Source organism: Propionivibrio sp., assembly GCF_016790145.1.
Classification (GTDB): domain Bacteria; phylum Pseudomonadota; class Gammaproteobacteria; order Burkholderiales; family Rhodocyclaceae; genus Propionivibrio.
Genome location: NZ_JAEUOI010000109.1, coordinates 1 through 21,118, shown reverse-complemented (window position 1 = coordinate 21,118; position 21,118 = coordinate 1). Strand labels below are relative to the sequence as shown.

Genomic DNA, 21,118 nt, shown 5'->3' with positions numbered 1-21,118 from the left:
CGACGATGGCCACCATCGGACGCGCCGGATGAGCCAGCGCCTTGGTCAGGGCTTCGAGTTCGGAGGCGACACAAGGTCCGGCGCCGGCGATCTTGGCGTACTTGCCCATGCCATAGGTGGTCGCTTCAGCGCGGTGTGCCGTGCCGAAGGCGTCCATGACCCAGACATCGCAAAGCGCGGCCATTTTCTGCGAAAGCTCTTCGTTGGATTTTTTTTCGCCCTTGTTGCAACGGCTGTTTTCCAGCATGACCACTTCGCCTGCTTTTACATCAAAGCCGCCATCGACCCAGTTCTGGACGAGGCGTACTTCCTTGCCAAGCAGTTCGGACATGCGTTTGGCAACCGGTGCGAGAGAGTCATCCGGCTTGAACTCACCTTCAGTGGGGCGGCCAAGGTGGGAGGTGACCATTACCGCTGCACCCTTAGAAAGAGCGTACTGGATGCCTGGAAGGGCAGCGCGGATGCGGGTGTCGTCGGTAATGGCAAGATTATCGTCCTGGGGTACGTTCAGGTCGGCGCGAATGAAAACACGCTTGCCGGAGACGTCCAGGTCGGTGAGACGTTTGAAGGTCATGGCGATTCTCGATTCAATACAATAATAGTTGAAAACAAAAAAGGGGCACCGTGAAGTGCCCCTTTGCCAGGGTATTACTTGGCCATTACGCGGACCATCTCCAGCACCTTGCAGGAGTAGCCCCATTCATTGTCGTACCAGGCCACGACCTTGACGAAGGTGCTGTCCAGTGCGATGCCAGCGTCGGCATCGAAGGTGGAGGTGCAGCTTTCGCCACGGAAGTCGGTAGCAACCACTTTTTCTTCTGTATAGCCCAGAACACCTTTCATCGGGCCCTCAGCGGCGGCTTTCATGGCGGCACAGATGTCCTTGTAGCTCGCTTCCTTGTTCAGTTCCACGGTCAGGTCGACCACTGAAACGTCGGAGGTCGGAACGCGGAAAGCCATGCCGGTGATCTTCTTGTTCAATTCGGGAATGACCACGCCGACAGCCTTGGCGGCACCGGTCGACGACGGGATAATGTTTTCCAGAATGCCGCGACCACCGCGCCAGTCCTTGTTGGAAGGTCCGTCAACGGTCTTCTGGGTGGCGGTTGCGGCATGCACGGTGGTCATCAGACCACGCTTGATACCCCAAGTGTCATTAAGCACCTTGGCAATGGGCGCCAGGCAGTTGGTGGTGCAGGACGCATTGGAGATGATGGTTTGACCGGCGTAGGTCTTGTCATTGACGCCGAATACGAACATCGGGGTGTCGTCCTTGCTGGGAGCGCTCTGGATGACTTTCTTGGCACCGGCAGTGATGTGCTTCTCGCAAGTTTCCTTGGTCAGGAACAGACCAGTCGATTCGACGACGATGTCGGCACCGACTTCGTTCCACTTCAGCTCGGCCGGATCCTTGACTGCAGTCAGGCGGATTTTCTTGCCGTTCACGATCAAGGTGTTGCCTTCGACGGAGACTGAGCCTGCGAAACGGCGATGCACGGAGTCAAACTTCAGCATGTAGGCCAGGTAGTCAGGATCGAGCAGGTCGTTGATGCCAACAACTTCAATGTCACTGAAATCCTGAACCGCCGCACGGAAAACCATACGTCCAATACGACCGAAACCGTTGATACCTACTTTGATAGTCATGATTCTCTTTCCTTATAAAAAAATCGAAGGTTGATAATTGGTGCTTTCACATCTGTCGATCACAAAAACAAAATCTCGTAGCCAAAAAACTGTTGTACCTACCGGTGTCGGAACTTCCGCAAGCGGCACCTCATTGAGCGCCAAGGGTTTTACACACCACCACCCAAGGTCGAATATTATCCGCTATATCAAACGATATTTCCAGTACATGCCGGAGAATTAGTTGCATAAAGCGAAATTCCCCAGGGTTTGCGCGCACCAGAACGGCGTCTGTCTGGTCAATCTCTGACGGCACCTGTCGCCAGATGTATGTTCTCATTTTTCCTGACTTTGCCCGGGATTCCCTTGGGCATGAACACATGAACAAATGTTTATATTGGAAAAAGTGATTGCTGGAACCCGCATTCAATTCGCAAATGATCGCAGTCTTGCAGATCGGCAGTGATCCAGAACAGAGCGACAGGCTGAATCAGGCAATGCGAAACTGCGCAAGTGAAGCGATTGCACTCCCCCCGCTCATATTCGGAATAATGCCCAGTTCAAGAGTGGTGACCCCGGAAAGTTCTACACGATGGTCTTCCGTTTCGCTGCTTGCGCCGTCAGGATTAAAGTTCCATTGCTGGCGAACGATTTCGCGAAACGATTGACCGCCATCGTGCGACCAGCGCAAGACATATTCTTGCGTGCGCTGGACAGAAGTCTCAACGAAAGACAGACGTATCCAGCGGATCTGTTGCGGACTGGAAAAAAGCAGCCGGATGGTCTGCATTCCTGGTTCGGCAGCGCGCCACCCTGCGCGACCGTCGGGCAGCAGTGCTGACTCAATGGGGAATGCCGCATCTTCCGAAGTGATTTCCACCTCGGCCAGTTGTTCCAGGTTCAGCCAGTCGTGGTCAGGGTGCGGTGTATCCTGCCGAACTGAGGTGACTAATCTTTTTCTCATTATTGTATGTCCTTGAAGGAATTCGGTTGGATGCTGACGATGCTGATGGGGGCTTGGCCTTAGGGTGCTGACCGGCTTTCTGACCAGGCCAGTACGCTCATTCGAAACCTATGATGAATACTACGCTCAAGCTCCGCCCAACACAATTCCGTTATTAAGAGAATCAGCCGTACGGAAAAGTTCACTTATCTCGCAATGGAAAAATCCGTTCAAGAATTTCCTTCCAACTGCTTCATTCGTACTGGGTAGGGTCAGGATCGAGGCCTATTGTGTCGTCATGCGTTTAAGCTTTCAAAATCCACATGATGCCAGGGCACTACGCGCAGGATCATGGCCTGGTTGGTGTCGGGACCGAGCTGGACGTGGTGACGGGATCCGCTCCATAGATGCTTGGCGCCGCTAATCAGTTCTTCGACAATATAGTTGTCGTGTTCGCCCAGACCAAGGTCGTACAGCGGAATCTCCAGATCGGTGGCGTGAGCGTCGAAAGGATCAAGGTTGACGGCGATCAGGATCATGTTGGATCGGTCCGGAGTCATCTTGCCGTAAAACAGGACGTTGTCGTCGTGGGCCGTGTAGAAGCGCAGGTTGGTCAATTCGTGCAGGGCACTGTTTTCCCGCCGGATGCGGTTAACCTTTGCAATCAGCTCCTTAATGTTCCCGGGGCGGTCCCAGTCCCAGACCTTGTAGTCATATTTTTCCGAGTGGAGGTACTCCTCCTTGCCCGGAACCGCGGCGTTTTCGCAGAGCTCGTAACCGTTGTACATGCCGTAGACGCTGGATAAGGTGGCGGCCAGGACAAAGCGGGTCTGGAATGCAGCTCGCCCTCCGTTTTGCAGGAATTCGGGCAGGATATCAGGCGTTGTTGGAAAGAAGTTGGGGCGCATGTACTCGGCGACCGGTGACTGCGTCAGTTCGGTCAGGTACTCGGTAATTTCGTGCTTGAAATTGCGCCAAGTGAAGTAGGTGTAGGACTGACTGTAACCTACCTTGGCCAGCATTCGCATCATTGGCGGGCGGGTAAATGCTTCGGCCAGGAAAATTACATCGGGGTGGTCGACCCTGATCTCGCGGATCAGCCACTCCCAGAACGGCAAGGGCTTGGTATGCGGATTGTCGACGCGAAAGATTTTCACACCCAATTCAACCCAGAACAGAACAGAGTGCAGAATCTCATTCCAAAGGCCTTCCTGATCGACGGTGTAGAAGTCGACGTTGACGATGTCCTGGTATTTCTTTGGTGGGTTCTCGGCGTATTTGATCGTGCCATCCGGGCGGAACCTGAACCAGTCGGGATGTTTTTTGATCCACGGGTGATCCGGCGAGCACTGGATGGCGAAATCAAGTGCGACTTCCATGCCATGTGCCGCTGCGGCATCGACAAAATGCCGGAAGTCGTCAAGCGTTCCCAGATCCTTGTGCAATGCGGTATGCCCGCCCTCGTCCGAGCCGATGGCATAGGGACTGCCGGGGTCGTTCGGACCGGCATTCAGGCTGTTGTCAGGCCCTTTGCGATGCGTGCGGCCGATCGGATGAACAGGTACGAAATAAATGACGTCGAAGCCCAGGTCGCGGATTTCCGGCAAGCGGCGCTCGCAATCCTTGAGCGTGCCGGGCTTGCCTGGCACTGTACCTTGCGAGCGGTGAAACATTTCATACCAGGCCGCATAGCGGGCGGCGACACGATCAACGAATACCTCCAGTTCCAGATCGTAGCGACTGGCGGTGCCGCGATCGGGCCAGCGGGCTACCGTTGCTCTCAACTCTTCAGTCAGCAGAAGATTGCAGCGCTGTGTATAGTCCGCAGCGGCAAAGCGCTTGAGTATTTCGTCGAGGTAGCCTTTGTCCGGGGCACTGGCGCGACCAGCCGCGTCTTCGACCAGATCGCGGCCCTCGATCAATTCGAGTGACACGTCTACGTTGGCGCCCAGCTTCTTCCTGACCTCGTCAAGCCAGCTCTCGAAAACGTCGCTCCAGGCCTCGACGGTATACACGTAACCGGTATTTTCGGTCAGTACGATCTCTCCCTGCCAGCGGTCAAGCCCGGGGTTGATGCAGGTCATCGGAACCTCGTGCCATGCTTGCTCGTCGCGGCGGCGCACCATCAGCATGACAGAGAGTTTGTCATGGCCTTCCTTGAATACGTCAGCCGAGACAATGAGCGTATCGCCGACCTCCCGCTTGATGGCATAGCGACCGCCATCGACTTCAGGGTAAACGCTCAGAATGACAATCGGGCGACTCCTGAGGCCGACTGTTAATTTGCTCCCCACCGTTTCTGACTTGTGGTGCGGTGCCACAACGCTGCTTTTAGTCAACGCGGCCTTGGTCATAACCTCTCCTGTTTTCAAGTATTCACAAAAATTCGTGCCTCACCGGGTGACAGTCTCAGGACGGCACCGACAGTGATGACTTCTCCATTGCTTCCCGGGGTCACTTCCCGTGCCTCGACCACGTCGGAATCAAGGCCCGTAATATATGCATCATGCGTATGATACAGATCGGTATTGAGCACCGACAGCACCCATGACGATCCGGCTTGCGCCCGGCGCAAAAGACATACCAGGGCGTAATCGCCTACGTGAACCTGGCGTTGCGAGCCTTCTTCATTAAGAACCGGGATGCCTGCCCGCATGCGGTTGACGGCGGTGATGTACTCGCTCAGATCAAACTGTGGCCATTCCCAGTGCTCTTGGCGCGTGTGCACGATGTTGAGTCGGGTTCGGAAGCCGTACTCGAAACCGACGGGAATCATTACGCCGCTCGAAAAAACGGCGCTAAACATGTAGCGCACGCGGTAGGCACGTTCGATCAAGACCGGATCGGTGCAGCCCACGCGCTCCAACTCCGTGGCCACGCGCTCGGTGTCATGACTTTCCGGAAAGGCGATCGAGGGCGCAATATGGCGAAACGAGTTGTATTGCTCGAGCAGCCAGGGTGACCTGAAATCCCACCACCGGGCACTGTTGAACAAATAATCAAAGCCGGCCGAGCGCAGCGATGAAATCTGCTCCAGTCGGCAGCCCAGGGTTTCGGCGAAAAAGATCGCGTCATTGCGCTTGCTGCGAGCGAACGAGATCAAGCGCGACCAGACCTCCGGTGGCACCAGATAGGCGGCATCGCAGCGGAAACCGCGAATCCCGCAATCGATAAAATGACCCATCATTTCGGCAAAATATCCGATCAGGCCGTCATGGTGCGCAGGGTCATGGTAGTTGATCTCTGCCAGATCGCCCCATACCGTGACATTACGCGCGTCGGCCGGGTCGATGGCGCGCGGCGAGCGCAATGAACCGTCGTCTTCATACAGGTACCATTCGGGATGATCCCCGGCCAGCAGGGCGTCTTTAGAGGTGTGATTGATGACCAGGTCCATGATCACCGACAAGCCATGCTGCCCCGCTTTCCAGCAAAAAGACTTGAGCAGATCTTCAAGTGAGTTCTCGCCATCCCACATCAGGTCGTGGATGCGGTAATAGTCCTTGACTGCATAGAGGCTCCCGGAAAAGCCCGGATAATGAAATGGATTGAGGTAGACCCAGTCGAAGCCCATGGCGGCGATACGCGGCAGATGGTCTTCCCATTGCCGGACAGACCCACCAAGCAGCGGGAACAGATTATAGAGGCGCGGGCCTGCAGCCATCTTCAGTTTCCAAGCTCAAACGCGGTTCGCGCAAACGCCCTTTTGCACTCCATTGCCGCTAGCTCGGCAGCAAGCTTTTGTACAGGGCAAGCGTAGTCTCGGCAATGCTGCGCCAGGAATAGTTATCCAGTACACGCTGGCGACCGGCGGCACCCATTTTTTTGCGTAACTCGGGATCGCGGATCAGGCGGTTGATGCCCTCGGCCATGGCGGTGGAAAAAGCCTTGGGGTCCAGCGGGTCGTGCGGCATGGTCGGTGAGATATTGGCGTCGATCAAAAGACCGGTTTCACCATCAACGACCACTTCCGCGATGCCGCCGAGCTTGCTGCCGACCACAGCCGTGTTGCACGCCATGGCCTCCAGATTGATGATGCCGAAAGGTTCGTAGATCGACGGACAACAGAACACGGCAGCCTGGGAATACAGGGCGATCGTCGTCTGGCGGCTGACCATTTCGGGAATCCAGATAATGCCGGGCCTTTGCGCCTGCAGCCTGGCCGTGATGCTTTCAAGTTCTTTCTGTAGCTCGGGCGTATCGGACTCGCCGGCACAGAGCACGACCTGGGTGTCGGGGTCAAGTTGCGGAATGGCCTGCAACAGGTACAAAAGTCCTTTTTGCCGGGTCATGCGACCGACGAACAGGACGTAGGGTTTGTTGGGGTCGATTCTGAATCTGGCGAGAACCGAACGATCCAGCGTCTGTATGTATTCGTCAGTATCGATACCGTTGGGTATGACCGGCACCCTGGCCGGATCCACATTGAAGAGTTGCAGGATGTCCTCGCGGGTACTCCTGGAAACGGCCACCACGGCGTCTGCCATCTCCAGCGCCGTTTTTTCGACCCAGCTCGACAGATCGTAACCCCGACCGATCTGCTCACGCTTCCATGGGCGCAAGGGTTCCAGCGAGTGGACGGTGATGACCAGTGGGGTGCCATAAAGAAGCTTGGCCAGGATGCCCCCAAAATGGGCGTACCAGGTGTGGCAATGAACGATGTCAGCGTCGATGCCCTGGATGTTGAAGTTTAGGCAGGTGGCGAGAGCCTTCAAAGGCGAAACCAGTTCTTTGTTGCAATGGTAGCCCGAGGCGTCGATCTTGGTGCCAAGTACCTTGAGCCGGTCTTTGCTGAAGTCCTGCTCCTGGAAACTACGCACCTCGACTGGCGTAAGTCGTGACAATTCACGCGATAAGTACTCGACGTGAACACCCGCTCCGCCATAAATGTTCGGCGGAAACTCGTTAGTCATCAACAGAACGCGCATTTTAATTAACTCCCTGTCTTTATTCGTGAAAATCGCCTTGGTAGCGCAATCTTTGTATTGGTTTGTCGTTGATCATGTCGGTATAAAAACGAGCAGTCATTCACAACAGACTGAATTATATATTGCCAGGTCGGAGGATAGGAAATTCAAGGGCATTACAAAGAGTGTTCCAGCGTACGGGTATCGCGCTCATTCGCTGATGATGTGACGCGATCTGCCCGGAAATTCTCCACAGCAGGTATCGGTCGCTGCGTGAGGTCATAGATAAAAATCTGCGCATATCGAGCCAGGGCGGAATGTCATGACCTGTTGCCCATCAGGCGATTCCATGATCAAGTTGCTGCCTGCGCCGGGTGGGCTCGGTTTGGTTCGCGCACTGTCATTCGAGGGTCGGCCTCCTCAGCCTCGCTTCGCTTGCTCTTAAGCGCATCTGGTGCCGATAACTGGGCCGATGTCCAAATTTTTATGATTTTAGTATCGCGGAAGGGTAAATATTTCGCATAGAATAGACACGATTACGTTATGCGCTGCGCTGTGCAGTGGCATGACCCTGGAAACCACTAAACTAAGGGGTGTTACCGAAATGACGATCACTGCTTCGCCCGCATGGGCGGCCATCAATGCCCATCGCCAGGCTTTCGCAAATACTCACCTGAGGGACTTGTTTGCCGGCGATCCAAAGCGTGTGGAGTCGCTCACCTTGACCTTTGACGACATCCTTTACGATTTCTCAAAGCAGCGCCTGACCACCGAGACACTCGGATTGCTTGCCGCGCTGGCCAGGGAGGCAAGAGTTTCGGATTGGACCGAGCGCATGTTTGCAGGTGAGCGTATCAATATCAGCGAGGGGCGTTCGGTGCTGCATGCCGCCTTGCGCCGTTCCGCCGGCCCGTTCCCGAACAGCCAGTTTGATGTGATGCCCGACGTTATTGCAACGAGGCAGAGAATGGCCGTGTTTGCCGATCGTCTGCGCGACGGCAAATGCTTCGGGCACAAGGGGATGCCGATTCGGGATGTCGTCAATATCGGTATTGGCGGCTCCGATCTGGGTCCCAAAATGATGGGTCAGGCCATGCGCTCCATCAGCCATCCTGTGCTTGGGGTGCACTATGTATCGAACCTTGACGGGGCACAGATGGCGCCGCTGCTGCAGACACTCGATCCGCGCACGACACTCTTCATTGTTGCGAGCAAGACGTTTACCACGCAAGAAACCATGTTCAATGCAAACACCGCACGCGACTGGCTACGCGCGAATCTTGGCGATGAACTGGTTTCAGAAAACCACTTCGCTGCGGTTTCCAGCAAACCCGAACGAGCGGTCGAGTTCGGTGTGAGCCGGGATCTGGTTTTTCCGATCTGGGATTGGGTGGGAGGCAGGTATTCGCTGTGGTCTGCCGTCGGTCTGGCGTTGATGATCGCCATCGGGCCGCATGCATTTGACGAAATGCTGCGTGGTGCGGAGCGCATGGACGAGCATTTTCGCACAGCGCCATTCGAGCGCAATCTGCCGGTGGTGATGGCGCTCATTGGTATCTGGAATACCAACTTCCTGGGGGCGTCGACCAATGCGGTACTGCCTTACAACGAATCGCTCAAATATTTTCCGTCCTTCCTGCAACAGCTTGAAATGGAAAGTAACGGCAAGTCCGTGAGCATCGGCGGCGAAGCCCTGGACTACTCAACCTGCCCCATCGTATGGGGTGAACTGGGCAACAACGGGCAGCACGCGTTTTTCCAGCTTCTGCATCAGGGCGGGCGTATAGTGCCTTGCGATTTTGTTGCTTCCGTGCGCTCCGACTATCCCTTGCCGAAGCATCAGGAGGCGCTGCTCTCCAACTGCTTCGCGCAGAGTGCGGCGCTGGCCTTCGGCAGGAACGAAGGCGAGGTTCGCGCCAGCCTGGAAAAAGAGTCGCTCAGTCCGAAGGAAATAGCCGACCTGTTGCCGCACCGGATTTTTGCCGGCAACCAGCCCTCGTCAACGCTATTAATGACCAGTCTGAATCCGGGTGCGCTCGGTTCCCTGATTGCACTCTACGAGCACAAGGTATTCGTGCAGGGAGCTATCTGGGGGATCAACTCGTTTGATCAGTGGGGTGTTGAGCTGGGCAAGGCAGTTGCGAGTCTGATCCTGCCTGCGGTTTATGATGCGGATCTGGCTAAACCTCTCGACGCATCCACACAAGGGCTTTTAACTTTCACTCGCAAGTGCATTTCATGATTTAGTCTGGTTTCAACTCTGTGGGTTTTGATTATTTCGCCAGGCACTGCTCAGGATAAAATGACATGAAGATTACCACCGTTGCCACGACTCCCTTTTCCGGTCAGAAGCCCGGAACTTCGGGATTACGCAAAAAAGTCAAGGTTTTCAGCCAGCCCGGATATCTGGAAAACTTTGTTCAATCGATTTTCGATAACCTGGACGGCCAGCAGGGGAAAACGCTTGTTCTTGGTGGTGACGGCCGCTATTTCAACGATGTAGCCATCCAGATCATCCTGCGCATGGCCGCTGCCGCCGGTTTCGGCCGAGTACTGGTTGGCTGCAGGGGCATATTGTCTACACCGGCGGCCAGCGCGGTGATTCGCAAACAGGGCGCATTCGGCGGCATCATCCTGTCGGCCAGTCACAATCCGGGCGGACCGGATGACGACTTTGGCATCAAGTACAACCTCGGAAATGGTGGTCCGGCGAATGAAAATTTCACCGACGCCGTTTTTAAGCGAACCCAGGAAATCAACGCTTATCGACTCGTAGAATCGGCAGATATCGACCTTGGCCGTCTTGGCGAGACGCGTATTGGCGACATGCTCGTTTGCGTCATCGACCCGGTGGCCGATTACGCCGAACTGCTTGAGTCACTGTTTGACTTTGCTCAGATTGCCACGTTGTTGGCGCGCCCCGACTTCCGCATGCGTTTTGATGCCATGCATGCGGTCAATGGCCCCTATGCCCACGCGATACTGGAGGGGCGTCTTGGCGCACCTGCCGGTACGGTGGTGAATGGAACACCCTTGCCGGATTTCGGCGGCGGGCATCCGGACCCGAATCCGGTTTATGCAGCCGATCTGGTGTCTGCGCTTGCTGATCCAAACTCTGGCCTGTCTTTCGGTGCTGCGTCAGATGGTGACGGTGATCGCAACATGATCGTCGGCAAGGGTTTTATTGTCAGCCCGAGCGACAGCATCGCCGTCATTGCCGCCAATTACAAACTGATTCCTGCCTACGCCAAGGGTCTGGCCGGAGTGGCACGTTCGATGCCGACCAGTTGCGCGTTGGATCGAGTTGCTGCGGAACTAGGCATTTCCTGTTACGAGACGCCGACCGGTTGGAAGTATTTTGGCAGTCTGCTTGATGCCGGCAAGGTAACGCTTTGCGGCGAAGAGAGTGCTGGCACCGGATCCAATCACGTGCGTGAAAAAGACGGGTTGTGGGCGGTGCTCTACTGGCTGAACATTCTTGCTGTCCGCAACGAGCCAGTCGCGCAGATTGTACGCGAGCACTGGCGCCGTTTTGGTCGCAATGTCTATTCGCGACATGACTATGAAGGCATTGAAACAGCGAAGGCAGACAAACTTTTTGCAGAGCTTCGGCAAAAGCTGCCGACGCTGGCCGGAATGGAATTCGCCGGAATGCGTATCAAGGCGGCGGACGACTTCTGCTATACGGATCCGGTCGACGGTTCGCGTAGCGACAGGCAAGGCGTCAGGATTTTGCTCGAAGACGGATCGCGGGTCGTCTTCAGGCTGTCGGGCACCGGCACTGAAGGAGCCACCTTGCGGCTCTACCTTGAGCGTTACGAGGCGGAACCCGCTCGTCACGAGATACCTGCGCAGGAAGCCTTGGCCCCGCTGATTGCACTCGCCGAGAAGGTGGCGGGCATTGTGGAGATTACTGGAAGAAATGCACCGGATGTGATCAGCTAGGAGCGTGAAGTTTTTTCATTGAAGCCAGTTTTTTCTGAAGTGTAGACCGGTTATTTTTGGAGCGTGCCAAAATGTTAGAAAAGCGAACTTTTCAGTTGCCAGGCAAGGCAGTTGCGTTGGTGCTTGCCGGCGGTCGCGGTAGCCGCTTGTACGAGTTGACCGACAGTCGGGCTAAACCAGCCGTCTATTTCGGCGGCAAGTACCGGATTGTCGATTTTGCCATGTCCAACTGCGTTAATTCGGGCATCCGGCGCATCGGGGTGGTGACACAGTACAAGTCGCACAGCCTGTTGCGTCACCTACAGCGTGGCTGGGGTTTCCTGCGTGGCGAGGTTAACGAGTTTGTCGATCTGATGCCGGCGCAACAGCGAGTCGATGAAGAGTCCTGGTATCGCGGAACGGCAGATGCGGTTTTCCAGAATATTGACATTCTGGAGAACTACAGGCCGGCACCGGAGTATGTCCTGATTCTTGCCGGCGATCATGTTTACAAAATGAACTACGCGGCGATGCTGGTCGACCATGTCGAGAGTGGAGCGGAGTGTACGGTGGCCTGTATCGAAGTCCCGCGCAAGGATGCCAGCGAGTTCGGCGTGATGGCGGTTGATGCCAATCGACGAATTACCGAATTTGTAGAAAAGCCGGCCGATCCGCCGGCTGTGGTCGGCAAGCCGGATCGTTCGCTATGCAGCATGGGAATCTACATCTTCAATGCCAAGTATCTTTACGCAGAGTTATTGCGCGACATCGCCGATCCGAACTCCAGTCATGACTTCGGCAAGGACATCATTCCGCGTGCCGTGCAGAACGGTTGCGCGATGTCTCACTCATTTGATCGCAGTTGTGTTCACGCACCCGATGAAGCGCCGGACAAGGAAGATTATTGGCGCGACGCCGGTACGCTTGATGCCTATTGGGAAGCCAACGTCGACTTGACGGCGACTGTACCAGCATTGAATCTTTATGATCGTAGCTGGCCGATCTGGACCTATCAGCAGCAACTTCCTCCAGCCAAGTTTGTGCACAACCAGATTGACCGCCATGGGCTTGCCATCGAGTCGACGGTTGCCGGCGGTTGCATCATTTCGGGTGAAATGAACCGCACCTTGCTCTTCTCGTCGTGCCGCGTTCATTCACACGCCAAAGTTAACTGGTCTGTGTTGTTGCCGGATGTTGAAATAGGTCGCGGGGCGAGGCTGAACCGGTGCATCATCGACCATGGCGTGAGTATTCCAGCGGGAATGGTTATCGGGGAAAACCATGAAGATGATGCGCGGCGCTTCCGACGAACTCCCAATGGCATAACACTGGTGACACGGAAGATGCTCGAACGGATTCCTTGAAATTTATCCAACCAGCTATTGATGCGAATTTTACACGTCGCTTCTGAAATATATCCTCTGGTAAAAGCGGGCGGTCTGGCTGATGTCATTGCCTCGCTACCCCCAGCACTTGCCAAACGCGGGCTTGATGTCCGCGTTCTGTTGCCCGGTTTTCCTGGTATCCTCAATGGAATGCTCGGGCTCAAGCCGGTCATCCGGATTGGTCCGGCCTTCGGTGCGGCTGTTATTACGATCCACATCGGTAGCCTGCCGGACAGCGGCTTGTTGGCCTATGTGATTGATGCGCCATTCCTCTATCAACGTCAAGGCAATATTTATATCGGCCCTGATGGTAACGACTGGAGCGACAATCATCGCCGTTTTGGGCTCCTGGGATGGGTTGCTGCGCATATGGCTTCTGGAGAACTCGCCCCCGACTGGCGGCCTGATGTTGTCCATGCACACGACTGGCACGCCGGACTGGCGTCCATCTACATGGCCCAGAACCCGGGGCTAAAGACGGCGAGCGTTTTCACCATTCACAATCTCGCTTACCAGGGGGTTTTCCCCATGGATTGCCTCGCTGATCTGGGTTTGCCGATGCGCCAATCGATCCTGCACGGCATCGAATTTCACGGCACGATATCGTTCATGAAGGCTGCTCTAGTTTATTCACAAAAGATAACAACGGTGAGCCCGACCTACGCCCGCGAAATCCGTACGCCGGAATTCGGTTGTGGCCTTGATGGGGTTCTGCGTGACCGTGCTGGTGATCTCTTCGGTATTCTCAACGGTGTCGACCCCGAGATATGGAATCCGGAAGACCCTGATATTGCCAAGCCCTATAGTGCAGACAATCTCCAGGGGAAAACAGCGTGCAAGCTTGCCCTACAGTCTGAACTCGGGTTGTCCAATCATGCAGAAGGACCTCTGTTCGCTGTCGTCAGCCGGCTTTTTTCACAAAAGGGAATGGATTTGCTGTTGGCCGCTTTGCCTGATCTGCTCAGGGAGGGTGCCCAGTTGGCCGTCCTCGGAACCGGGGATGATTATCTGGAAAAGGGATTCCGCCATGCGGCAGCGGCTAATCCGGAGATGGTTGCAGCCTTTGTCGGTTATGACGAAGCAATGGCGCATCGTTTCTTTGCAGGAGCCGATGTGCTTCTGGTTCCCTCACGTTTCGAACCGTGTGGGCTGACACAGCTTTATGCCTTGCGTTACGGCACATTGCCGCTGGTGCACCGAGTTGGTGGTCTTGCCGATACGGTGGTCGACGCGAACCCGGGCAACCTGCAGTCAGACAGCGCAACGGGTTTTGTTTTTGACGATATCGATCCCCATGGCATCGGCGAGTCTATCCATGAAGCGTGCACACTCTATCGCGATCAGATCGCCTGGCATCAAGTCCAGCGGCGGGCAATGGAGCAGGATTTCTCTTGGGATGATTCTGCCGCGCACTATGAAGCGCTCTACCGCAGTCTGTAGCTAATATCGAGTTGCGTCGAAGTCTGTATTTGAAAGCTTATCGGTACGCCAGTAGCGCGCACAATAGCCGAAATTGGCTACTGCCATAAGGTACTGGAGGTATTAGTTACCTTTATAAAAGCAGACTACTTGCCACCGCTGAGCAGTGCAGCAATATCTCTTTCAGCATCAATCCAGTCACGTACGTGGTCGCTCTTGAACTGGTTGCGTTCAGCATGATAATACGCGGCTTCGGCGACCATGCGGTAACGCTGCTCATCACTGACGATCATTACATTGCTTGCAACCGTAGTCTTGGCAACAGGTTTCGCCACGGCGGCTTTGGCGGTGGCGGGCTTTTTGACGACAGCGGGTTCCTTGACTGCGGGCTTGGCACTGGCCACGGCAGGTTTAGCAGCAGGCTTGGCACTGGTGGCAGTAGCGGGCTTTTTAACTTCGGGCTTGGTACCGGCAACGACGGGCTTGGTCACCGCTTTTTTGGGGCTTGCTTTAGTGCTTGTCTCAGCCATGATTCTGTCCTTTTAGATATGGAAATATTGATTCGAACTAACACCAACGCTGCGATTATACTGCATGAGCATGTTTGAACAAGCATTAATTAAACCGTTGTTTTTTCGCTTTGCAAGCCGGTTGGCTGTTGTCAGTTTTTAAGTCCCGGTAGGGCATGAGTGTCCGAGCGGCGTCTTGGCATGCGACCATACAAGCGAGCCAATTCGGCAAGGCGATCAGCGTGCCATGGCACCACCTGATGCCAATTGAAACGCCACTCCCAGCAACCATCAGCCAGTCCCGGCTGGTTCATGCGGGAAGCAGAATCAAGGCCGAGTACGTCTTGCATGGGTATGATGGAAAGCGCAGCAACAGACGCGAAAGCGGCCCGGATCAGATCCCATTCGATGCTTTCTCCGCTGATGCCGAAATAGCGCCGAATGTAATCCTGCTCGTGTGCAGGGAGCGCAGCCCACCAGCCTCTGGTGGTATCGTTGTCGTGAGTGCCGGTATAGACGACGGTATTCGACTCGAAGTTGTGCGGAAGATACGGATTGCCGGCGTGTCCGTCAAATGCGAAGTGCAGGATGCGCATGCCGGGCAAGCCAATGGACTGGCGTAGGGCGGCGACTTCGGGTGTAATGATGCCAAGATCCTCGGCGATGATTCTGAGTCCGTCCTGTCTTTGTCCTTGCCGCTTGTCCAGAGCTTTGCGCAATGCGTTGAACAGGGCAACTCCTGGTCCAGGCAACCACTTTCCATTAACCGCAGTTTCGGCGTCGGCCGGAATCTCCCAGCAGGATTCGAAACCACGGAAATGGTCGATGCGTACGATATCGCAGAGCGCGAGTGTGCCGCGCAATCGTTCGACCCACCAGCGGTAGTTTTCCGCTTCATGGGCTGGCCACTTGTACAGGGGGTTACCCCAGCGTTGTCCGGTGGCACTGAAGTAATCGGGCGGCACCCCGGCAATCACGCGCGGCTGCCCCTTGCTATCCAGATCGAATAATGTTTGATTGGCCCATACGTCGGCGCTGTGGGGAGAAACAAAAATTGGCATGTCGCCAATGATTTCAACACCGCGAGTATTGGCGTAATCCTTGAGCGCAGCCCACTGGCTGTAAAAACACCACTGGCAGAAGCGCCAGAAGTCGCATTCGTCGGCTAGCGCTACTGCCGCTTCCTGCAATGCTTTTGGTTTTCGTTGCGCCAGCGCCGCCGGCCATTCCTGCCAAACCGTGCCATGTTGTTTGTCCAAGGCCATAAACAGGACATAATCATCAAGCCAGCCGCTCGCGTCGGTACAGAACGCCGAGAATGATTTGCGAGCGTCACGCCGGACGTCGGTGAAAAATTTTTTGGCCGCCAAACGCAACAGTGCCATGCGGAATCTCTGTACCGCCGGGTAATTGATGCGCCCATCCTTGAAAGCCGGATCAGGAATGATGTCTTCATCAGTCAGCCAACCGGCATCGCGCAACTGAGTCAAATCAATCAGCAGCTCATTGCCGGCAAAGGCTGAAGGACTCATGTAGGGCGAGTTGCCTGGTCCGATGCCGCCGAGGGGTAGTACCTGCCACAGGGTTTGACTGGCCGCTACCAGCCAGTCGATAAAGTGATAGGACGATGAACCAAGATCTCCTGAACCATGCGGCCCGGGAAGGGAGGTCGGGTGGAGTAGTATCCCGCTGTGACGGTGAAATGGCATGACGATTATTCCTGCGCGAGGAGTTGCACGCTTCGTGCAGTCACTATGCTGGTGTCCTGGCGGGACAACAGCAATGCAAAAGGATTCTCGCTGCTACTGTCGCAGATCTGTCGCCAGGATCCCGGTGGCAGATGGAAAGTCTGGGCGTCTGAATCCCGGTTGATCAGAACCAGCAGTGTCTCAGAATTCGTCTTTGAACTGCCCGTATCTTCGGGTGCAAGAATCAGGCCCAAGGCTCCGCGTGGAGGTGAATGCCAGTCACTATCAGTCATTTCGCGCCCGCCCGGATGCCACCATACAATGTCGCGCTGCCCCCGCTCGTTGGTTTGTCCGGTTAACCAGGCACGACGTCGAAGTTGTGAAAAGCGCTTCCGCAGGCCGATCAGTCCAGCGGTAAATTCGATCAGGGCAGTATTGGCATGTGGCCAGTCAAGCCAGGTCAACTCGTTGTCCTGGCAGTAGGCATTGTTGTTGCCGGACTGCGTTCGGCCAAGTTCATCGCCTCCCTGCAGCATCGGCACGCCCTGTGCCACAAAGAGCGTAGCCAGTAACGCACGCTGCAGGTGGTGACGCCGTTGCAGGACAATCGGGTCTGCACTCTCACCTTCTTCACCGCAATTCCAGGAGAGGTTGTGTCCATGTCCGTCGCGGTTGTTCTCGCCATTGAGATCATTATGCTTGTGCTGATAACTGACGAGGTCGCGCAAGGTGAAACCATCATGGGCGGTTATGAAATTGACTCCCGCCTGCGGTGCCCGTCCGGAATAGCGGAATATCTCGCTCGAGCCGGCCAGACGTTGTGCCATCACGGCCGGTTCGGCTTCACCGGTCAGCCAGAATGCCCGAGCCACATCGCGAAAGCGGTCGTTCCATTCTGACCAGCCTGGGGGGAAGCGGCCCAGATGATAGCCGTCGGGCCCCAGATCCCAGGGTTCGGCAATCAGCTTGACCTGTGCCAGCAAGGGATCCTGTCTGACGGCGGCAAGGAAGCCGCTGTCGCGGGTGAGTGCGGCAGCCAGATCGAATCGGAAGCCGTCCACATGCATTTCGCCAACCCAGTAGCGCAGGGCGTCCATGACCATCTGCAGAACGCGGGGATTGGCGAGGTTGAGGGTGTTACCGCAGCCACTGAAATTTTCGTAGCTATTCAGGTCAAAGGTCGGCAGGCGGTAATAGCTGGAGTTGTCGATGCCACGAAACGAGACGGTTGGTCCGGTTTCGTCGGTCTCGGCGGTATGGTTGAAGACGACGTCGAGGATGACTTCGATTCCGGCGGCATGTAGCGTACGCACCATCGAACGGAATTCGGAGATGACCGATTGACCGCCTGCGCGCGCGGCATAGCGAGACTCTGGCGCGAAAAAGGCAAGGGTGTTATAGCCCCAGTAGTTGGTGAGACCCATATTCACCAGGCGTTCCTCGTCGATGAAGCCGTGCACCGGCAGGAGGTTGACTGCGGTGATGCCGAGTCGCTTGAAATGCTCAAGCATGGCGGGTGAGGCCAGTCCTGCATAGGTCCCGCGCAGGTCTTCGGGAACATCGGGATGTTTCTGCGTTGCCCCTTTGACATGGATTTCATAAAGAACCGATTCAGCCCAGGGAATCGCCGGTGGCGCATCGCTACCCCAGTCGAAAGCCTCATTTACCACGCAGGCTTTCAGGCCGTTGGCGGAGCCTGGGTGTGGCTCATAGGAAAAATTCCCAGTCAGTTCCCGTGCATAAGGGTCGAGGATCAGACGGCGCGGGTCAAAGCGCTGACCGGGTGCGTTCGGGCCATGCACGCGAAAAGCGTAACAGAGTCCCGGTTCAGCACCAGGAAGATAACCGTGCCAGACCTGATCGGTGCATTTGGGCAGGGGCAGCGTATGCATTGTGCTGCCCTCGAAGTAACACAATTCCACCCGCTCTGCGTGTGCCGAGAAAAGGGTGAAATTGACACCTGCACCATCCCAATGGGCTCCGAGTGGCCATGGTCGCCCTTCCTTAAGGCCGGCGGCGACGCTCACTGTTCCCATTCAAGAAAAACGGCGGCAAGTGGCGGTACTGTCATCGCGATTGACCATTCATGGCCGTGCGCAGGAATCTGCTCGGCATCAACCTTGCCGTATTCGTTGCCCACATTGCTACCTCCGTAAAATTCTGAGTCAGTATTTATGCGTTCGCGGTACAAGCCCGGGCCGGGGGCGCCGATTCGGTAGTTGTGGCGAACGACGGGAGTGAAGTTACAAACGCAAAGAATCACGCGCGAACGGTTATAGCCTCGACGGATGAAGGCTATCACCGAGTTGTCTGCGTCGTTGGGCGAAATCCACTCAAATCCGCTAGCGTCGAAATCAATTTCGTGCAGTGCCGGGGTATTGCGATAGAGCCGGTTCAGATCCCTTACTAGGCGTCTTACGCCCTCGTGCTGTGGGAAGTCGAGCAAAGCCCAGTCAAGTGAGCTTGAATCATTCCACTCGCTCCACTGGCCAAATTCGCCGCCCATGAACAGTAATTTCTTGCCCGGATGCCCCCACATGAAGCCGTAGAGTAGACGCAAATTGGCGAATTTCTGACCATAGTCGCCGGGCATTTTGCCGATCAGAGAGCCTTTGCCGTGAACAACCTCGTCGTGCGACAGGGGCAAGACAAAGTTTTCAGTAAAAGCATAGAGCAGGCCGAAGGTGAGCTGGTTGTGATGATACCGGCGATAGATCGGTTCGTGCGCCATGTAGTCCAGAATGTCGTGCATCCAGCCCATGTTCCACTTGTAGTGGAAGCCCAGTCCGCCCATCGACGGCGGGCGGGTTACTGCCGGCCAGGCCGTTGATTCCTCGGCATAGGTTGCTGCGTTCGGGCATTCCTGCCCAAGTGTTTCGTTCATTCGACGCAGGAAATGAACCGCCTCAATGTTTTCCCGGCCACCGTATATATTGGGAATCCACTCGCCGTGAGAGCGGCTGTAGTCACGGTAGAGCATCGAGGCCACGGCATCGACGCGCAGACCATCAACACCGTAATGCTCGATCCAGAAGAGGGCGTTGCCGACCAGGTAATTGAACACCTCGCGTCGGCCAAAGTTGTAAATCAGCGTTCCCCAGTCCTGATGCTTGCCTTCACGCGGGTCGGCGTGTTCGTAGAGCGGCCTTCCGTCAAAGTTGCTGAGGCCGTGTTCATCGGTCGGGAAATGCGCCGGTACCCAATCAACGATGACCTCGATACCCGCGGTGTGGCAGGCCGCCACGAAATCACAAAAACCCTGTGGGGAGCCGAAGCGCGCTGTTGGTGCGTAAATTCCGAGCGGTTGATAGCCCCATGAGCCGTCGAACGGGTGTTCCGAAATCGGCAATAATTCAAGATGCGTAAAGCCAAGGTCGACAACGTAGGGAATCAGTGTTTCTTTTATTTGCTGCCAGTCAAGAAAGCCGCCGTCAACGGCTCTTCGCCAGGAGCCGAGGTGGACTTCGTAGATCGATACCGGTCTGCTCAGTTTGCTTGCGACGGCAACAGTTGCGCGCGATGCGATCTGCGGTAACGGGCTGACTATCGAGGCCGTCGCTGGCCGCAGTTCGGCGGCAAAGCCATAGGGGTCGGCCTTCTGAGTAAGTACATGGCCATCGAGCGTGCGAATTTCAAACTTGTAACGGGCTCCTGCCCCAACGCCAGGCAGAAAGAGTTCCCAGACGCCACATTCACGGCGCAGACGCATGGGGTGGCGTCGACCATCCCAGGAGTTGAAGTCGCCGACGATGCTGACGCGCTGGGCATCAGGAGCCCAGACGGCGAATGCGGTTCCCTGTACACCGTCGATTTCGCGCAAATGTGCGCCGAGGCGTTCATAGGGGCGCAGGTGCGAACCTTCAGCCAGCAGCCAGACGTCAAGCTCGCCGAGAACCGTGGGAAACCGGTAAGGGTCGTCAATCTCCTGGACGTCGTTCGGCCAGACAATTCGCAGCCGATAGTTGAAAGGAATGTTGCGACCGAGAATCGACGCCTCGAAAAACCCGGAGGCCTCCCCCAGCACTTCAATCTTGCGCTGGGTGAGTTCGACCAGCACCTGACCGCTATCGGCATCGATCACGGAAACCGATTCCGCGCCGGGTTGCAGGCTGCGCAACCAGAGTCGACCCTTGGCACCGGCGTGCAATCCGAGGACGGCAAAGGGGTTGCCGTGTTCGCCACGGCATAGGGAGATAACTTCTGCCTTGCTGAGCATTTTCACGCCTTCTTCAGAAGCGAGCCCATATTCCAGGTGTCGATGGCGTAGTCACGTATGGTTCGGTCAGACGAAAAGCTGCCCATGCCGGCGACGTTGAGTATGGCTTTGCGATGCCACTCGGCTGGCGTCAGGAAGAGTTCATCAACCCTGGATTGAGTTGTTATGTAATCCGCATAGTCGGCGAGCAACAGATAGTGGTCACCGTAATTTACCAGGCAATTGAAAACGTCGTGATAACGCTTGCGGTCATTTGGTGAAAAGAATCCGCCGTCGAGCTTGTTCAACGCTTCATTGAGCATCGGATTATTATGGTAAATCGATCTCGGATCGTAGCCTGCTCTCCTGATCGCTTCGACTTGTGGCGTGGTGTTGCCGAAGATGAAAATATTTTCGGCGCCGACGTTGTCCCGAATCTCGATGTTGGCACCATCCTCGGTGCCAATGGTCAGCGCCCCGTTCATCGAGAACTTCATGTTGCCGGTGCCCGAGGCCTCGGTT

General features: G+C 55.8%; 15 protein-coding genes. 4 read left to right on the top strand and 11 right to left on the bottom strand.

The window, feature by feature from the left end; all coding sequences use genetic code 11:
• The 6 genes from pgk to glgA (JNM42_RS09950) all read right to left on the bottom strand — a co-directional run.
• On the bottom strand, positions 1-574 hold a 574-nt coding region (pgk, locus tag JNM42_RS09975; RefSeq protein ID WP_294268889.1), incomplete at its 3' end, for a phosphoglycerate kinase.
• 74 nt (positions 575-648) lie between these two features.
• The gene (gene gap, locus JNM42_RS09970) at positions 649-1,647 is read right to left on the bottom strand and encodes a type I glyceraldehyde-3-phosphate dehydrogenase (RefSeq protein ID WP_294268885.1); all 999 of its coding nucleotides are present in this window, start codon (positions 1,645-1,647) and stop codon (positions 649-651) included.
• Between the two features lie 469 nt (positions 1,648-2,116).
• Positions 2,117-2,590: a hypothetical protein gene (locus tag JNM42_RS09965; RefSeq protein ID WP_294268882.1), complete on the bottom strand. Its 474-nt coding sequence runs from the start codon at positions 2,588-2,590 to the stop codon at positions 2,117-2,119.
• 275 nt (positions 2,591-2,865) lie between these two features.
• Positions 2,866-4,923: an alpha-1,4-glucan--maltose-1-phosphate maltosyltransferase gene (locus tag JNM42_RS09960; protein WP_294268879.1), complete on the bottom strand. Its 2,058-nt coding sequence runs from the start codon at positions 4,921-4,923 to the stop codon at positions 2,866-2,868.
• A 14-nt stretch (positions 4,924-4,937) separates the two neighbouring features.
• Complete coding sequence (locus JNM42_RS09955; RefSeq protein ID WP_294268876.1) at positions 4,938-6,233, bottom strand: alpha-amylase family glycosyl hydrolase; 1,296 nt, start codon at positions 6,231-6,233, stop codon at positions 4,938-4,940.
• 58 nt (positions 6,234-6,291) lie between these two features.
• Complete coding sequence (glgA, locus tag JNM42_RS09950) at positions 6,292-7,497, bottom strand: glycogen synthase (protein ID WP_294268874.1); 1,206 nt, start codon at positions 7,495-7,497, stop codon at positions 6,292-6,294.
• 583 nt (positions 7,498-8,080) lie between these two features.
• On the opposite strand from glgA (JNM42_RS09950), the gene pgi reads away from it, so the two are divergent.
• From pgi to glgA (JNM42_RS09930), 4 genes are all read left to right on the top strand, one after another.
• On the top strand, positions 8,081-9,718 hold the full coding sequence (pgi, locus tag JNM42_RS09945; RefSeq protein WP_294268870.1) for a glucose-6-phosphate isomerase: 1,638 nt from the start codon (positions 8,081-8,083) through the stop codon (positions 9,716-9,718).
• A gap of 65 nt (positions 9,719-9,783) precedes the next feature.
• Complete coding sequence (locus JNM42_RS09940) at positions 9,784-11,421, top strand: alpha-D-glucose phosphate-specific phosphoglucomutase (RefSeq protein WP_294268866.1); 1,638 nt, start codon at positions 9,784-9,786, stop codon at positions 11,419-11,421.
• 71 nt (positions 11,422-11,492) lie between these two features.
• Complete coding sequence (gene glgC, locus JNM42_RS09935) at positions 11,493-12,764, top strand: glucose-1-phosphate adenylyltransferase (RefSeq protein WP_294268864.1); 1,272 nt, start codon at positions 11,493-11,495, stop codon at positions 12,762-12,764.
• Between the two features lie 21 nt (positions 12,765-12,785).
• Positions 12,786-14,225, top strand: a complete 1,440-nt coding sequence (gene glgA / locus JNM42_RS09930) for a glycogen synthase GlgA (protein ID WP_294268861.1) — start codon at positions 12,786-12,788, stop codon at positions 14,223-14,225.
• Positions 14,226-14,350: 125 nt separating this feature from the next.
• Here glgA (JNM42_RS09930) and JNM42_RS09925 read toward each other — a convergent pair whose 3' ends face one another.
• The 5 genes from JNM42_RS09925 to JNM42_RS09905 form a co-directional block, all read right to left on the bottom strand.
• Positions 14,351-14,734 (bottom strand): DUF2934 domain-containing protein, encoded by a 384-nt coding sequence (locus tag JNM42_RS09925; protein WP_294268855.1) that lies wholly within the window; start codon positions 14,732-14,734, stop codon positions 14,351-14,353.
• 131 nt (positions 14,735-14,865) lie between these two features.
• Entirely contained in the window at positions 14,866-16,422 is a 1,557-nt protein-coding gene (gene malQ, locus JNM42_RS09920; RefSeq protein ID WP_294268852.1) for a 4-alpha-glucanotransferase, read from the bottom strand.
• A gap of 5 nt (positions 16,423-16,427) precedes the next feature.
• Positions 16,428-18,437, bottom strand: coding sequence for a glycogen debranching protein GlgX (glgX, locus tag JNM42_RS09915; protein ID WP_294268850.1), 2,010 nt, complete (start codon positions 18,435-18,437; stop codon positions 16,428-16,430).
• Positions 18,425-20,617: a 1,4-alpha-glucan branching protein GlgB gene (glgB, locus tag JNM42_RS09910; protein WP_294268847.1), complete on the bottom strand. Its 2,193-nt coding sequence runs from the start codon at positions 20,615-20,617 to the stop codon at positions 18,425-18,427. The genes glgX and glgB overlap by 13 nt, the downstream gene beginning before the upstream one ends.
• Before the next feature lie 2 nt (positions 20,618-20,619).
• Positions 20,620-21,118, bottom strand: a 499-nt coding sequence (locus JNM42_RS09905) for a glycogen/starch/alpha-glucan phosphorylase (protein WP_294268844.1), incomplete at its 5' end; no start/stop codon positions are given.

What these genes read in the sequence shown, in the direction of transcription:
- gap (WP_294268885.1), bottom strand. Translation starts at nt 1,647, where the DNA reads ATGACTATCAAAGTAGGTATCAACGGTTTCGGTCGTATTGGACGTATG.
- JNM42_RS09965 (WP_294268882.1), bottom strand. Translation starts at nt 2,590, where the DNA reads ATGAGAAAAAGATTAGTCACCTCAGTTCGGCAGGATACACCGCACCCT.
- JNM42_RS09960 (WP_294268879.1), bottom strand. Translation starts at nt 4,923, where the DNA reads ATGACCAAGGCCGCGTTGACTAAAAGCAGCGTTGTGGCACCGCACCAC.
- JNM42_RS09955 (WP_294268876.1), bottom strand. Translation starts at nt 6,233, where the DNA reads ATGGCTGCAGGCCCGCGCCTCTATAATCTGTTCCCGCTGCTTGGTGGG.
- glgA (WP_294268874.1), bottom strand. Translation starts at nt 7,497, where the DNA reads ATGCGCGTTCTGTTGATGACTAACGAGTTTCCGCCGAACATTTATGGC.
- pgi (WP_294268870.1), top strand. Translation starts at nt 8,081, where the DNA reads ATGACGATCACTGCTTCGCCCGCATGGGCGGCCATCAATGCCCATCGC.
- JNM42_RS09940 (WP_294268866.1), top strand. Translation starts at nt 9,784, where the DNA reads ATGAAGATTACCACCGTTGCCACGACTCCCTTTTCCGGTCAGAAGCCC.
- glgC (WP_294268864.1), top strand. Translation starts at nt 11,493, where the DNA reads ATGTTAGAAAAGCGAACTTTTCAGTTGCCAGGCAAGGCAGTTGCGTTG.
- glgA (WP_294268861.1), top strand. Translation starts at nt 12,786, where the DNA reads ATGCGAATTTTACACGTCGCTTCTGAAATATATCCTCTGGTAAAAGCG.
- JNM42_RS09925 (WP_294268855.1), bottom strand. Translation starts at nt 14,734, where the DNA reads ATGGCTGAGACAAGCACTAAAGCAAGCCCCAAAAAAGCGGTGACCAAG.
- malQ (WP_294268852.1), bottom strand. Translation starts at nt 16,422, where the DNA reads ATGCCATTTCACCGTCACAGCGGGATACTACTCCACCCGACCTCCCTT.
- glgX (WP_294268850.1), bottom strand. Translation starts at nt 18,437, where the DNA reads ATGGGAACAGTGAGCGTCGCCGCCGGCCTTAAGGAAGGGCGACCATGG.
- glgB (WP_294268847.1), bottom strand. Translation starts at nt 20,617, where the DNA reads ATGCTCAGCAAGGCAGAAGTTATCTCCCTATGCCGTGGCGAACACGGC.